The following is a 14,516-nucleotide window of genomic DNA, read 5'->3' as shown; positions in this document are numbered from 1 at the left end:
TTTGGTTGTGGGTTATCCGTAGATCGGTCCGTAAAGCCGGCAGGCCCGGAAATCGGAGTTTTCGGGATCGGTGCCGAAAGCACTCCAAGCGGAGGGACGGAACAGCGTTTCCCGAGACAGGTTGTGCATGGCTACCGGGATGCGGAGCATGGAGGCCAACGTCACCAGATCGGCTCCGACGTGTCCGTAAGAGATGGCGGCGTGGTTGGCGCCCCAACGGTTCATCACCTCGTACACGTCGGCGAAAGCGCCTTGTCCGGTGGTTCGGGGCACGAACCAGGTGGTAGGCCACGTTCTGTCGGTGCGCTTGTTGATGATGTCGAAAATTTCCGGGTCGACGTTCACGGCCCACCCCTCGGCGATCTGCACCACGGGGCCCAGCCCTTTGACCAGATTAAGCCGGAACATGGTTACCGGCATTTCGCCGCGCGTGAGGAACTGGGACGAAAATCCGCCTCCGCGCATGTACTCGCGCGATGCGGGGAACCACGTCGTCGCTTCGAGACACGCCTCGGCCTCCTGCTGCGAAATTTCCCAGTGGGGTTTCATCACGGGGTTACCCGCAGCATCGCGCATGGCGCCCGTGGCGTCGAGCGTGCAGGAGCCCGAATTGATCAGGTGGATCATGCCGCCCGCGGCGCGTCCCGAGAGCCGCCGTCCGGTGACGCGCGCGACGGCCTCGGGGCTCCAGTAGGTGCGCACGTCGGCGAAGAGCTGGGCGCGGTTGGTCAACAGGTGCATCCAGAGCATCGAAACGCCGTTGAGCGTGTCGTTCTCCGTAGCGAACGGGATCGGCTCGCGCACGCCGTTCCAGTCGAACGAGGAGTTGAGAATCGCCTCCGAAAAATCGCCGTCGGGACGGAAATCGGTCCACTGCCGCTGTCCCTGGAAGCCGCCGGCAAGGGCGTCGTGCCCGAGGGCTTCCTCTTCGAATCCCATCCGTGCCAGCTGCTCGTTACCGTGCATCAGGTCGCGGAAGATAAGCGTCATCTTGACGACATATTCCCAGACGGCGTCTTTCTGTTTGCGCGGGTAGACCAGGTGCTCGGGATTCCAGTCCCTGCCCTCGCGGGGCTTGCAGTGTTTTTCGACCCAGGCCATCGCCCGGCGGAACTCCTCTTTGTCGTAAATACCCAGTTCGATGCGCCGTTCGATCTCCGAACAGTCTACCGCCTCGCTGCGCATGCCGAGGTACTCCTGGAAAAACGCGGGATCGGGCATCGACCCGGCAATGCCCATCGATACCGAGCCGATCGAGAGATAGGACCTGCCGCGCATCTGCATCAGAGCCACCGCTGCGCGTCCGAAGCGCAGCAGCTTTTCGCTGACATCGGCCGGAATCGTCCGGTCGGAGAGGTCCTGCACATCCCGGCCGTAGATACCGAATGCGGGCAATCCTTTCTGGTTGTGTCCGGCCAGAGCCGAGGCCAGGTAGACCGCCCCGGGGCGTTCGGTGCCGTTGAAGCCCCAGATCGCCTTGGGCATGAGGGGGTCCATGTCGATCGTCTCGGCGCCGTAGCACCAGCAGGGCGTGACCGAGACGACGGCGCCGACCCGGTTGTCGCGGAATTTCGCGGCTGCGGCAGCCGCTTCGGCGACGCCGCCTATCGTGTCGGCCACGACGCACTCGACCGGCGTACCGTCGGCGTAATGCAGGTTTTCCCGGTAGAGGCGTGCTACACGCTCGGCCAGGTCCCGGGTCATCTCTTCGAGCGATTCGCGGATGCCACCGCGTCGGCCGTCGATAACGGGACGAATCCCGATTTTGGGATGAGAAATTTTCATATTGGGTGTAGTTTTAGAGTGGTTTTTCCGTTTTTTTGCGTGTCAGGGCGGTAAGCAGGAAGCCGGTGAGGAAGATGACGCTCGTGCCGAATACGATCGTCAGGTAGGTATGCAGCGGGCTGTGGAATCGGTAGAAAGGCGATCCGTCGTTGATCAGGGGCGAAAGGCTCATCCAGGCGATGGTTCCCAGCCCGAGGAGCACGGCGATAACCGCATGAGCGCGTCGCACCGTCTTGCAAACCACTCCCAGCAGGAAGAGTCCCAACATGCCGCCGCTGAAGATCGACGCCAGTTTCCACCAGGCGTCCAGGATGCCGTCGATGCGCATCATCAGCAGCCCCATGACGATACCCAGCGCACCCACGACGAACGAGGTGGCGTAGAGGACCCGCATGCTCTTCTTTTCGGAGAGCTCCCTTTTCGAGAGCCTCCGGGCGAAATCCGTCAGTACGATCGTGGCCGAGGAATTGATGCTCGTGGCCACGGTCGACATGCCGGCCGAGAAGAGCGACGCGATGACCAGTCCCGTCAACCCCGTGGGCAGTCCGTGGACGATGAACCAGGGGAAAACCTTGTCGGCAGGGGTGGCGGCCGGCAGCAGGTCGGGCTGCGCCGTGTAGTAGCTGAAGAGCGCCGTGCCGATATAGACGAAGATGAGCGAAACGGGAATGTAGAGCAGTCCACCGAAAAGGGTCGAGCGGACCGCTTCGGCCGTCGAGCGGGTCGTCATGTAGCGCTGCACGTAGTTCTGGTCGATACCGTAGTTCTGCATGTTGACGAAAAGTCCGTAGATCAATACCACCCAGAACGTGGGCTCCGAGAGGCTCGCTCCGAAACTCCCGAGGCTGAATTTGCCGTGAGCCGAGGCGATCTCGAAGAGCTGCGCCGGGCCTTCGGGCATGGTGAATGTGAGGATGGCGGCGCAGGCGATGGCGCCGACGATGAGGATGATCCCCTGGATGGCGTCGGTCCAGACCACGGCGGCTATGCCGCCAAGCAGCGTGTAGATCAGCGTGGCGATGCCCGTGCAGAGGATGATGGTCTGGATGTCCCAGCCGAACATCGTGTTCAGCGGCAGGGCGAGCAACAGCAGGATCGAACCCACGCGGGCCAGCTGCGTCAAAAGGTAGCAGACCGCCACGTAGCAGCGAGCCCAGTAACCGAAGCGCTGTTCGAGGTAGTGGTAGGCCGAGACGCTGTCGATACTCCGGTAGAGGGGAATGAAGACCTTGGCCGCGAGCCACGTGGCCAGAGGAATCGAAAGGCTGAAGACAAAGGGGTTCCAGTCGCCCTTGTAGGCATCGCCCGGAAGCCCCAGGAAGCTGATGCTGCTGACGAACGTGGCGAAGATGGACATGCCCACGACCCACGTGGGCAGCGTGCCTTCGGCCGCGGTGAACGCTGCGGCACCCTTGCGGCTGCGGAAATAAAACGAGCAGCCGAAAAGTGCGACACCGCCGACGAAAAGGAAGAAAACAAGGTAGTCGAGTGTAGTGATTTCCATAGCGATCGGGTTGGTAGTGGGACGGTTGTGTTAGCGGACGCATCGGATTCCGAGTGCTTCGAGGGCCTTGCGGATGCGGTCGCGCTCCCCGGCACGGAATTTCCGGTAGGGATAGGAGAGATAATCGTCGCAGATGCCCATCAGCGAAAGCGCGCATTTCACCCCTTTCAGGTAGCTCGAGCCGTATTTTCCGACGGTGTAGAGCGTCGTTGCGATCTGCATGATCCTGCGTTGCAGCGTGCGCATCGAGTTCACATCGCCCTTGTAGGCCGCATGGTACATCTCGACGTAGAGTTCGGGGAAGAGATTGGCGCCTCCGTTCACGCCGCCGGCGGCTCCCATCACCACGCTCTCGCCCGTCAGCTCCTCGGGACCCACATAGAGGGCGAAATCCTCGCGGTCGCCCAGGCCATAGAGCAGTGTCTGGAAATAGGTCATGTTGGCCGAACTGTCCTTGAGGCCGACGATGTTCGGGTGGTCGGCCAGCGTGGAGACCGTTGCCGGTTCGAGAAACACTTTCACGTGCGAGGGCATGTTGTAGAGGTAGAGCGGCAGCGTCAGCGCGTCGGCCAGGGCGGTGAAATACTCGATCAGTTCCTGCTGCGAGGGCGCGAAATAGTAGGGTGCTGCGGCCACGACACCTACGGCGCCGCATGTCCGGGCGTGGATTGCCAGTTTCAGGCTCTCGTCGAGCGACGTGTCGGTCACGCCCACCAGGACGGGAACCCGGCCGGCGACCTGACGGCAGACCAGTTCGACGAAATCGTAGCGGCACTTGTAGGAGAGGCTTTGCGCCTCGCCGGTGGTGCCCAGCAGAAAGAGTGCGTGTACGCCCCCGGCGAGCAGGTGCTCCGTGAGCCGTGCGGTGCCGTCGCAGTCGATCCGGTCGTTCCCTTTCAAGGGGGTGACCATCGGGGGAATGATTCCTTTGATCGTTTTCATCGTCTTATTTATTCGGTTGTTTTCTTCGTTCTTCGATCCACCGGATGATGGCCGGATAGCTTTCATCGGCGTACTTGTAGCGCTCGCGCATCCAGAAACCGTGACCCCCTTCGGGGTAGACATGCAGTTCCGCTTTCACCCCGTGGCGGTTGAGAGCCCGGTAGAAAGCCAGGGCGTTGTCCGGGACGACCGTCTTGTCGTCGCTGCACAGCAGGAGCAACGTTTCGGGCACCCTTTCGTCTACCTGTTCGCAGGTCGAGTAGCGTTTGCGCCATGCCTCCTCCCCGCTGCATGTTCCGAGCAGGTTCTCCCGGGTCCGGGCGCTGGAGTGGTCCATCGAAATGACGGGATACACCAGAACGGCAAAATCGGGGCGCGTCTCGAAGTCGGCGTATTCGGTGAGGAGCGTCGAAGCGAAATGGTCCCCGGCCGAAAAACCCATCACACCGATGCTGCGTGGGTCGAGACGCCACCGTCCGGCGTTTCGGCGTATGACGCGCATCGCCTGCTCGCCGTCCTCGAGCGGAATCTGCGGATGTCCGTTCGGCATGCGGTATTTGAGGATCATGGCGGCGATGCCGTGTGCGTTGAGCCACGCTGCGGTCTTGAAGCCCTCGTGCGTGATGCAGACCTTTTCGTAACCCCCGCCCGGTACTACCAGCACGGCCTGCCCCGTTGCGCGGGCCGAATCGGGGAGGAAGATCAGCAACTCGGGATCGCTGACCCGGATGCAATATCCCTTGTCGTTCACCCCTTCCGCGCACGCTTCCAATCCGTTTTTCGTCGGGGCGCCTTGCGGAAAGAGTTTTATCCGGATCGGTTCCGCGGCGCCCGATAGCAGGGTCCATGCGGTCAGGCTAAAGGACAATATCAATCGTTTCATGGCTGTTTTCACTGGTTGGGAATCAGATAGAAATGGCCGTCCTCGGCGCCGAGCAGCAACTCAGGCCGCCCGTCGCCCCGCCAGTCGACGGGCGTTGGGCATGTCGTATGTCCGGCCAGCACCCGGTCGGAGAGGTCGCCCATGTATTCGAGCCGGATTAAGCCGTCACGCTCCCCGACGTTGCGGAACCAGGCGGCGTTCCTGCTGTCGACGATCAGGTCGAGCCGGCCGTCTCCGTCCCAGTCTGTGAAGCAGATTTTGCGACGGCCCGATTTTCCGGCCATGCCGTCGTTCAGCCGCAGCAATCCCGGCGTGGCATCCGCGACGCCTCGCTTCGGATCGTAGAGCGAGCAGTTCACGCCGTAGAATATCCGGCGGCCGGGTTTGAGCAGCAACTCGCCCGACGGAGCGCGGAAGCGTTCGAACAGGGCAGGATAGCCCGCGCAATCGAGGACGATGAGGTCCGTCAGACCGTCGCCGTTCCAGTCCATCGCCACGGGCGTCGTGCGCCATTGCGTGACGAGCGTACCCGGTTGCGGCGTCCACCAGTTCCAGGCGGGTTTGGGCGTCTCGCCCTCCCAGGCCACAAGCCCGGGTTGCGCCGGAGCCAGTGCGAGCACATCCTTTGCACCGAGGTTGCGGAACCACTCGATCCGTCCCCATATCGAATTGACCACCAGGTCCGGGAGTCCGTCGCCGTCCCAGTCGGCAACCGACAGGACTGTATAACCCCACTTGCGTTCGGCAGGGCCTTGTACCGAACCGTTCTCGCCGGCCTGGATGCGGAGGGGTTTGCCGTCGACGGTGAAGAGCCGGGGTGCATCCCATGAGGGATTCGGGCTGCCCGTGAGGTTGCGGATAAAGGCGATTTCACCGGCCGAGTTTCCTGCGATGATGTCCTGGTTCCCGTCTCCGTCCCAATCGAAAGCGCACGGGGTCGAGAGCGCGCCGAATTTAACCCGATCTGCCTGCTGGCGGAAATAGGCTGGGGATTCGAACTGCGGCATACGGTCGTCGACCTTTCCGGTATTACGCACCCACGCCACGCGGCCGTCCTCGTCGCCTACGATCAGGTCCGCATGCCCGTCGCCGTCGAAATCGCAGACCACCGGAACGATCATCTGCAAGTGAAGACGTATTTCGCCCTTTTCGTTGGTCAACTGCCGTCCCGTGGCAAAGCGGGGGTTGCTGCGCGTTCCCCTATTCTCGAACCAGGTCAGCCCGTCCACGAATTCGCCGCAGATCAGGTCGAGGTCGCCGTCGCCGTCGCCGTCGAAATCGGCAATGCAGGGGTTGGGCGCGCCGTAGACATCGATCAGAGCTCCGCCGGCCTCGATCTTGCCCCGGTTCACGTATCGTCCCTCTCCGGTATTCTCCAACCAGTAGACATATCCGTGCAGGGGGCCGCGCATCCAGCGACCCGCGGCATCGAAAGCGTTGTCCCAGCCGTAATCGTCCCAGGTATCGATACCCACGACAATATCCGTGTCGCCGTCGTTGTCCCAGTCGACGCAGTTCCACATGTTGCTGCGCGATCGCTCGTAGGTGGCTCCCAGCACCTCGCCCTCATAGCGGATTTTCCGCTTGCGCAGATAGGGCGTTTTGAAAAAATCGACGTATTCGGTCCCTTTCGAAAGGACGTGTGCGGTCCCGTTCACCTCCGAAAGGCGGATGTTGTTCAACCCCTTGTCGCTGATGCGTTGTGCCTTGGCAAAAAAGGGCTTCCTTGCCGATCCGATGTTGCGGAAGAAATAGAGTCCCTTGTAGGGACGGTCGGGGCAGGAGACCAACAGGTCCGTCAGTCCGTCGCCGTCGTAATCGACCGGCAGAGGAATCCCCCACAAGCCCACACCCAGATCGACGGCGAGTTCTGCATGGTTGTAATGCAAAGGGTGGGCATCGGGGAGCTGCATGGCCGGCTCCGGATTTTGCGCCGGGGCTGAGGGCGCAAGGAGCAGTGTTGCGATACTCCAGCCGCCGGCTGCGATAAGCGCTTGATAAAGGTTCTTCATGCTGGTTCAGGTTCGTATTATTTATTGTAAAACGTTTTAATAACTTGTCAAAAAAAAGAGGCTATTCCCATATCGCCTCTTTCGCTTCGGGTCGGGTCGCGGGAGGAGCGCTTTCCACGATCTCCGGTGTCAGGACGATGCGCGTACTGGTCGTCGTTTCATCCTGCTGTTCGATACTCTTAATCAGCAGGTCGAGGGCTTCGGTCCCGAACCGTTCGATAGGCTGCCTCACGTAGGCCACGGCGGTCTTGTAAATATCGAACGTTTCGTTGCTGTCGAAACAGGCCATCGCCACGTCCTCGGGAACCCGCCATCCGTTGCGGAAAATTGCTGTCAGACCGCTGAGAGCCAGCGTATTGGTTGCAAAAACAAATGCCTCCACTCCCCGCTGACGTGCATCCCGGATGATCTCGTCGATTTTTCTGAGTTTGTCGTGGCGCAGTTGGTGGATGCGGACATTGCCGCCCAATCCGGCCTCTGCCATGCCGATCCGGTACCCCTCTTCGCGTTCGCCGATGTTGGAGAGCTTCATCGAGTAGGAGATCATCTCGATCCGGGTGAAGCCCCGGCGGATCAGAGCTTTCGTAATTTCAGCCCCGGCCCGGCGGTTGTCGAGCACCACGCTGCTCAGGTTGGTGTTCGCCACTTGCCGATCGAGCAGGACGATCGGGAGGTTCTCCTGTGCCACGCGGCAGATCGCCGCGTCGGCCCCCTCGCAGGGAACCACGATCAGTCCGTCGATCCCCTTGTTGCGAAATACCTCGATCAGATTTTCGAGTTTGCCGGGGTTCTCGTCCGAACTGCCGAACAGCACGGTGTACTTGTGTTTATAGGCTCGGTCTTCGATGCAGCGGGCGATGTCCGCGAAAAACTTGTTGGATATGTCCGATACGATGACGCCGATGGTGTGGGTCTTTCCGCTGCGTAACGTGCGGGCGGCGTTGTTCGGCTGGTAGTTGAGTTTGGAGGCTACCGCCAGAATTCGTTGCGCCGTCTCCTTGTTGACCCGGTGGGGGTCCTTGCCGTCGGCCTTGCTGTTCATGACGAAAGAGACCAGCGCAATGGAGACGCCCGCTTCGGTGGCTATGTCTTTTATGGTTACTTTGCGTGTTCGCATATTTTTGCTTTTTTATGAAATATCCTGAAAAATTCTCTTACCTTTGCAAAGGTAATTAAAACGTTTTAATAAACAAATATTTTCACTGAATTTTTGAAGAAAATTGACTCCGAACCTGATAATTACTATAATAATTTATGAAAATTTCTACTGACCTTTACGTAATCGGCATCGATTTCGGGAGCGACTCCGTCCGATGCCTTGTTGTCTGCGCCGCCGACGGCCGGGAAATGGCCTCGGCGGCGGTGGCCTATCCCCGCTGGAAAGAGGGACTTTATTGCGATCCGTCGCGGAACCGGTACCGACAACACCCGCTGGATTATATCGAATCGCTCGAACGGTGCGTGCGGATGGCGCTGGAGCGCTGCGGCAAAGAGGTCGCCGACCGGATTTGCGGCATTTCGTACGACACCACGGCCTCGACGCCCGTGTTGACCGACGAGCGGGGTGTTCCGCTCGCACTGCGTCCGGAATATGCCGAAAACCCCGACGCCATGTTCATCCTCTGGAAAGATCACACGGCCATCGCGGAAGCCGATGCCATCAACGAAACGGCAAAACGCTGGGAGATCGACTATACCCGTTACAGCGGCGGGACCTACTCCTGCGAATGGACCTGGGCCAAAGTGCTGCACTGCCTGCGGCACGACCCCTCGCTGCGGCCTGCGGCCCGTGCGTGGGTCGAGCATTGCGACTGGATCGGAGCGATCCTCACGGGAGATACCACCCCCGGACATGTCGTCCGGAGCCGCTGCGTGGCGGGGCACAAGGCGATGTGGCACGAGTCGTGGGGCGGCCTTCCCTCGTCGGACTTCCTCCAGGCGGTCGATCCGCTGCTCGTCGGCTTCGCCGATCTCTACCGGCAGACCGCCACCGGCGATACGCTTATCGGCGGGCTTTGTGAAGAATGGGCTTCGCGGCTCGGACTGCGTTCCGGAATCGCGGTCGGCGTGGGGGCGATCGACTGCCACGTCGGTGCCGTAGGCGCGGGTATCGTTCCGGGAACACTGGTCAAAGTGGTGGGGACCTCGACCTGCGACATCCTGATCGCCGACCCGAAGCACGTGGACGGTAAAGTCGTCCGGGGAATCTGCGGACAGGTCGACGGCTCGGTGCTCCCCGGCTATGTCGGGTTCGAGGCCGGACAAGCTGCTTTCGGGGACCTTTACGCCTGGTTCCGGCGCTTGATGGCCTGGCCGTTGCGGCGCATTGCGCAGGGCGATCCGGAGTTGGAAGAGCGCATCCTCGGCGAGCTGACCGCCGAGGCCGAACGGCTGCCTCTTACGGCCGAAGACCCGGTGGCGCTCGACTGGCACAACGGTCGCCGCACCCCCGATGCCGATCCCCGGGCACGCGGTGCCATCGAAGCATTGACACTCGCCACATCGGCCCCGGGAATCTTCAAGGCGCTGGTCGAGGCGACGGCATTCGGTTCCCGGGCCATCAACGAACGGATGCTCGAAGAGGGAATTTCGATCGATACCATCATCGCTATCGGGGGCATAGCCCGCAAATCGCGTTTCGTAATGCAGACACTCTCCGACGTGATCGGCGTTCCCATCCGCGTACTGGTCAGCGACCAGGCTTGCGCGCTGGGAGCCGCCCTATTCGCAACCGTCGCAGCCGGTATATACCCGTCGGTTGCTGCGGCTCAGCAGGCCATGTGCCCGGGTTTCTCGGACGAATACCGTCCCGATCCCGAACGGCATGCGGTCTACGACAAGCTCTATGCCCGTTATCTGCGGCTGGGTGCGGCCCGTTGAACGATGAAACGATTTTATTAGGTAAGGATGGGAACCTTTGCAGGCGTTGGTATACTGGATAAGAACACCCGACTTTACTATGTAAGGTCGGGTGTTTGCAATTTGCTGATCAAATTTTTTGCGGAGAGAAGGGGATTCGAACCCCTGAAACCCTTTTGAGGTTTACTCGCTTTCCAGGCGGGCCAGTTCAACCACTCCTGCATCTCTCCCGAAATGCGGCTCAAAAGTAGGCAATCTTTTTCGATTTTGCAAATCGAGTGCCTTTTTATTTGCTGCCGGTCAGGCGTTAGGCAGGGCTTGACATAGGGGCGCACCGATCCGCCCGGTCCGTCGCGCGTGATTCGTCCATGCGCGTCGGACCGGGGTGTTCCGGAGAGGAATCAGGTACTATTTCTTTTCGGCTTCGTGCTCCTTTGCGAGCCGCTCGCTTTGCCGGCGCAGGTAAATCTCGACCAGTTTTGCGTATTGAGGGAACTCCGATGCCGGATAGTCCGACGGACGTTTCATTCCGGTTTCGAGCAGCCACGCAACTTGACGGAATTCCTTGGCATATTCCAACAGCGCCTCATAGAAGAGAGGTAGTTCCTCGTCGAAAACAGGCTCTTCCTTAATCAGCTTGGTGAATGTTTCATCATTTACAGCCGTGAAATAGATACCAATGCGTTCATAAACCATGGCTGGCGTCCAATCGTTGTTTTCAGGCTGGGAAAAGAGTTTGACGAGCTTGCGAGCCGTCAGGTAACGCCACTTACGATACGTGTAGTTGGCCATAGCGATAGTTTTTGTGCCGGATAAAAACTACCGTTAGCAGTGAATGGCGGCGGCTCGGAATCAGTGACGCGTTTAAGCAAGTTATCCATGCAGACCGTAGTTTTCAGCGCGGCGTGGTTTGGGTTGGAACCGCCGTATCCCGGCAAGGTCTGCAATCTTGGACTATTCTGCAACTCAACAACTAAACCTTAGACAACTATTTTAAATAGATTATTTATATAATTAAATATAATATTGCAAATGAGTAATTTACAAGGTTGGGGCAGGTGAAGACGAAAATGGGGAAGATAGGTGCTTAGACAGGTAGATGCAAGAATAATCACGTATTGCGCAAAAACAAAAACGGCAGGACATCATGTCCTGCCGTTCGCTGCACTAAGCGGAAAGAGAGGGATTCGAACCCCCGGAACAGTTGCCCGTTCACCGCATTTCGAGTGCGGCCCGATCGACCACTCCGGCATCTTTCCTTGTTCGGTCGTTCCCCGAGAACCACGAAAACGTTGGTTTTGGGACTGCAAATATAGGATATATTTTTTATTTCCGCATCGTTTCGTGCGGAAATTTTTGCCGTGCGTTGAAAAAAAGCGGCTTCGGGCTGCCTTTTCCGAACATTTCACGAATTATTCGTATCTTTGTAAAGTACGAACTCCCGCCTGCCGGGCGCAGTATTTTCGCCTGCGGACCGTTTATTGTACGGACGATACTAAAACCGGTACGGTTTTCGTTTGGATAAAAAAAGCTAACGCAAACCAATGTGCGCTATGAAAAAGTTGAGAATGATTATCGGAACCCTGATCCTGGGGGCAGGACTGGCCGGCTGTTCGTCGGCCTACTACTCCTCGTCGGGTTATGCGAGCGACGACCTGTATGCCCTGCACGACAAGGCGGACATCGCCCGCAAGAAGCAGGCTGCCGCCGAGGCGCAGCGTGCCGCCGCCGAAGCGCGTAAGGCCGAGTGGGAGGCACGGATCGCCGAGGCGCAGGCCGCTGCCGCTGAGAACAACTATTACGAATACAACGCTTCGGACGCAAATCCGTACGAGAGCGTGCTGGCAGATACTTACGAGAGCGCCTATGCCCGCCGCCTGCGCGGATTCGAGTCGCCGACCTACAAAATGCCGTCGAGCTACATGAACGCACGGTACAGCAGCGCGTTCGACTACGCCTCGGCCTACGATCCGGCGTTCTATACCATCATGGTAATGGGCGACCAGGTCTGGGTCGAGCCCAAGTACATCACGGCCATGTTCGGCTCGTGGGGCCGTCCGGCGATCTACGCCGATCCCTGGTACTACGGCTGGAACCGGTGGCCCTACTGGAATGCCTGGGGTCCGAGTTTCTCGTTCGGCAGCTGGGGCTGGGGCTTCAATTTCGGCTTTTCGTGGTATGATCCGTGGTGGGGTCCCGCCTGGGGCCCGGGCTGGGGACCCGGATGGGGTCCCGGCTGGCACGGACATTGGGGACCGGGATGGCATGCACACCGCGAGCCTAATTACTACAACCGTCCGGGCGGTCGGGGCAGTCGCGGATATACCCCCGGACGGACCTCCGGTACGCAGTACCGTTACGGCAGCGGTTCGAGGGGCGGCTCCTACAACTCCGGTTACGGAAGCCGCACCACGGACAGTCCGTTCAGCAGCGGTTCGCGCGGCAACTCTTCGAACCGCTACGACAGCAACCGGAACAACAACCGCAACAACTCCTATAACAGCGGCTCGCGCGGCAATTACAACAGCGGAAACAGCGGCCGGGGCTCGGGCAGCTACAACAGCGGCGGCTACGGCTCGCGCGGCGGTTCGACGGGCGGCGGCTACGGTGGCGGCTCGACAGGCGGTTCGCGGGGCGGAAGCTCGGGCGGCGGCGGCAGCCGGGGAAGCCGGTAATAAAATGTAAACAAAAACGTGGAGACGATATGAAAAGCATGAAAATCCTTGCCTTGTGTGCGGCCTGGATGGTTGCTGTGCCCTTGCAGGCGCAGGAGGTGCCGCCGCGAATCCAATATCAGTTCGGCGGGTCGGTGTTGAATCACGACATGATGTGGGCGACCGACATGGCCCAGTTGTCGCAGACCCACGTGTTCGGTACGGCCCGCGTGATGGGCATGGGCGGCGCATTCGCCTCGCTTGGGGCGGACCTTACGTCCATGTCGCTCAACCCCGCGGGATTGGGGATGTACCGCCGCAACGAGGTCTCCGTCACGCCGCTGGTGCCTGTGGCACACGCTTCGAACGAGGGGCTGCCCTCGTGGGTGGGCAACAACAAGAGCCGTTTCGCCATCGCCAATATCGGTGCGGCACTGAACGTCTACGAAAGTTCGAGCTCGTCGCTTACGAGCCTGACGATCGGCATCGGCATGAACCGGATCGCGGATTTCAATACGCGCTCCTCGTTCTCCTCCGAGTCGCGCTTCGACCCCTCGACCGGGAACTACATGCCCACCATCGCCGATATTTTCTCCCAGCAACTCAACACGCAGGGGCTGGTTCCCGATGATTTCGCCAACGATTGGCCCAATCCGAATGTATGGCCCGCCGTGCTCGGCTACGACGGATTCATGGTCGGCTATTACGGCGACGACCCCTCGAACCCCAATCCCAACAACCCTTGGGGCGTGGAACGCATCGGTGCCAACGCTTCGGTGCTGCACTCGATGGACGTGGTGAACAGCGGCTCGATCAATGAGTTCGACCTCTCGGTGGGAGGCAATATCAACAACATCGTCTATTTCGGCGCTACGCTCGGTATTCAGAGCGTTTACAAGAAGACGACCGTCACCTACCAGGAGGAGTACGGTTACAACGGCGGCATCGGTTTGGACCCGAGCGGTGAGAGTTTGCCCGAACAGCTGCTTCTGTCCAACCTCTATCAACGCATGGTGCTCAACGGCAGCGGCGTGAATTTCAAGTTGGGCGTGGTCGTGCGTCCCGTGGCGGGACTGCGGCTGGGTGTGGCATTCCACACGCCGACGTTCTATTCGCTCGACCGCTCCTACCAGGCCGATCTCTTTGCCGACATTCAAAACAATGCAGGCGATGATCCGCCCGTCCGAAAAGGAAACAAAACACCTCGCGCTTACAGCGAGGGCGATAACAGCTGGGACTTTACCTCCCCGGCCCGCCTGATGTTCGGCGCTTCGTATACGTTCGGCAATTTCGCCATCGTCTCGCTCGATTACGAGCGCGACTGGTACAACGGCATCCGGGTGAAGAACATGCCGGAAGGGGCTGCTTTCACCGAGTACGGGTATACTTTCTCGCGCGAAGCGCTCAAGGACGAATTTAAAACCCGTTTTCAGGGCACCAATTCGATTCGTGCGGGCGTCGAGCTCAAGCCGCTGCCGATCCTGGCCCTGCGTCTGGGCGGCGGGTACACCGATTCGATGCTCAAGGACCGCGACTATTATGTGATGAATGCCTATGCGGGCATGCCCATGACTTACGAGAGCTACTATTTCTCGGCGGGCGTGGGCGTGAACCTTTCGCGCAGCACGGCCCTCGATTTCTCCTACCAGAACGTGACCGACAAGCAGACCGATTACCAGCTCTTCTTCAGCCGCAACATGGTTACGGGCGATCTGGAGACTTACAGCGGTCTCTACAATACCTCCTACACGCGCCACTACATCGCCATGACGCTCAGTTTCCGATTCTGATCGGTCGAATCCATAGGAAAAAGGTCTGCCCGAGGGCAGGCCTTTGTTTTTTTTGTATATTTGCAGTCCGGAACGAAAGTCAAAACA

The 14,516-nt window shown here is 59.7% G+C and carries 10 protein-coding genes and 2 tRNA genes; 3 read left to right on the top strand and 9 right to left on the bottom strand.

What is annotated here, in order from left to right; genetic code table 11:
• Positions 1-12 precede the first annotated feature (12 nt).
• The 6 genes from ACMQ11_RS05590 to ACMQ11_RS05565 form a co-directional block, all read right to left on the bottom strand.
• Positions 13-1,785: an L-fucose isomerase gene (locus ACMQ11_RS05590; RefSeq protein WP_418991781.1), complete on the bottom strand. Its 1,773-nt coding sequence runs from the start codon at positions 1,783-1,785 to the stop codon at positions 13-15.
• 13 nt (positions 1,786-1,798) lie between these two features.
• Complete coding sequence (locus ACMQ11_RS05585) at positions 1,799-3,289, bottom strand: sodium:solute symporter (RefSeq protein ID WP_418991780.1); 1,491 nt, start codon at positions 3,287-3,289, stop codon at positions 1,799-1,801.
• A gap of 30 nt (positions 3,290-3,319) precedes the next feature.
• On the bottom strand, positions 3,320-4,231 hold the full coding sequence (locus ACMQ11_RS05580; protein ID WP_418991779.1) for a dihydrodipicolinate synthase family protein: 912 nt from the start codon (positions 4,229-4,231) through the stop codon (positions 3,320-3,322).
• Between the two features lie 4 nt (positions 4,232-4,235).
• Positions 4,236-5,114, bottom strand: coding sequence for an alpha/beta hydrolase (locus ACMQ11_RS05575; RefSeq protein WP_418991778.1), 879 nt, complete (start codon positions 5,112-5,114; stop codon positions 4,236-4,238).
• Positions 5,115-5,122: 8 nt separating this feature from the next.
• A complete protein-coding gene (locus ACMQ11_RS05570; protein WP_418991777.1) occupies positions 5,123-7,126 on the bottom strand; it encodes an FG-GAP repeat domain-containing protein in 2,004 nt (667 codons plus the stop codon).
• Between the two features lie 61 nt (positions 7,127-7,187).
• Positions 7,188-8,243, bottom strand: coding sequence for a LacI family DNA-binding transcriptional regulator (locus ACMQ11_RS05565; protein ID WP_418991776.1), 1,056 nt, complete (start codon positions 8,241-8,243; stop codon positions 7,188-7,190).
• A 137-nt stretch (positions 8,244-8,380) separates the two neighbouring features.
• Here ACMQ11_RS05565 and ACMQ11_RS05560 point away from each other — a divergent pair, with 137 nt between their 5' ends.
• Entirely contained in the window at positions 8,381-10,006 is a 1,626-nt protein-coding gene (locus tag ACMQ11_RS05560) for a ribulokinase (protein ID WP_418991775.1), read from the top strand.
• A 121-nt stretch (positions 10,007-10,127) separates the two neighbouring features.
• On the opposite strand, the gene ACMQ11_RS05555 is transcribed toward ACMQ11_RS05560, so the two are convergent.
• From ACMQ11_RS05555 to ACMQ11_RS05545, 3 genes are all read right to left on the bottom strand, one after another.
• Positions 10,128-10,215 (bottom strand) — tRNA-Ser (locus ACMQ11_RS05555).
• 178 nt (positions 10,216-10,393) lie between these two features.
• A complete protein-coding gene (locus ACMQ11_RS05550; RefSeq protein ID WP_418991773.1) occupies positions 10,394-10,777 on the bottom strand; it encodes a hypothetical protein in 384 nt (127 codons plus the stop codon).
• A gap of 380 nt (positions 10,778-11,157) precedes the next feature.
• Positions 11,158-11,244 (bottom strand) — tRNA-Ser (locus ACMQ11_RS05545).
• A gap of 294 nt (positions 11,245-11,538) precedes the next feature.
• Here ACMQ11_RS05545 and ACMQ11_RS05540 point away from each other — a divergent pair.
• Entirely contained in the window at positions 11,539-12,660 is a 1,122-nt protein-coding gene (locus ACMQ11_RS05540; protein ID WP_418991772.1) for a hypothetical protein, read from the top strand.
• A gap of 29 nt (positions 12,661-12,689) precedes the next feature.
• A complete protein-coding gene (locus ACMQ11_RS05535) occupies positions 12,690-14,429 on the top strand; it encodes an OmpP1/FadL family transporter (RefSeq protein ID WP_418991771.1) in 1,740 nt (579 codons plus the stop codon).
• Positions 14,430-14,516: the final 87 nt, after the last annotated feature.

This window comes from Alistipes sp., from assembly GCF_048465575.1.
In the GTDB taxonomy this organism is placed as follows: domain Bacteria; phylum Bacteroidota; class Bacteroidia; order Bacteroidales; family Rikenellaceae; genus Alistipes.
This window is presented reverse-complemented; position numbering and strand designations above follow the sequence as displayed.

Excerpts from the sequence above, each read along its gene's own strand:
- ACMQ11_RS05575 (WP_418991778.1), bottom strand. The coding sequence starts at position 5,114 with ATGAAACGATTGATATTGTCCTTTAGCCTGACCGCATGGACCCTGCTA.
- ACMQ11_RS05590 (WP_418991781.1), bottom strand. The coding sequence starts at position 1,785 with ATGAAAATTTCTCATCCCAAAATCGGGATTCGTCCCGTTATCGACGGC.
- ACMQ11_RS05560 (WP_418991775.1), top strand. The coding sequence starts at position 8,381 with ATGAAAATTTCTACTGACCTTTACGTAATCGGCATCGATTTCGGGAGC.
- ACMQ11_RS05540 (WP_418991772.1), top strand. The coding sequence starts at position 11,539 with ATGAAAAAGTTGAGAATGATTATCGGAACCCTGATCCTGGGGGCAGGA.
- ACMQ11_RS05570 (WP_418991777.1), bottom strand. The coding sequence starts at position 7,126 with ATGAAGAACCTTTATCAAGCGCTTATCGCAGCCGGCGGCTGGAGTATC.
- ACMQ11_RS05585 (WP_418991780.1), bottom strand. The coding sequence starts at position 3,289 with ATGGAAATCACTACACTCGACTACCTTGTTTTCTTCCTTTTCGTCGGC.
- ACMQ11_RS05550 (WP_418991773.1), bottom strand. The coding sequence starts at position 10,777 with ATGGCCAACTACACGTATCGTAAGTGGCGTTACCTGACGGCTCGCAAG.
- ACMQ11_RS05565 (WP_418991776.1), bottom strand. The coding sequence starts at position 8,243 with ATGCGAACACGCAAAGTAACCATAAAAGACATAGCCACCGAAGCGGGC.
- ACMQ11_RS05580 (WP_418991779.1), bottom strand. The coding sequence starts at position 4,231 with ATGAAAACGATCAAAGGAATCATTCCCCCGATGGTCACCCCCTTGAAA.
- ACMQ11_RS05535 (WP_418991771.1), top strand. The coding sequence starts at position 12,690 with ATGAAAAGCATGAAAATCCTTGCCTTGTGTGCGGCCTGGATGGTTGCT.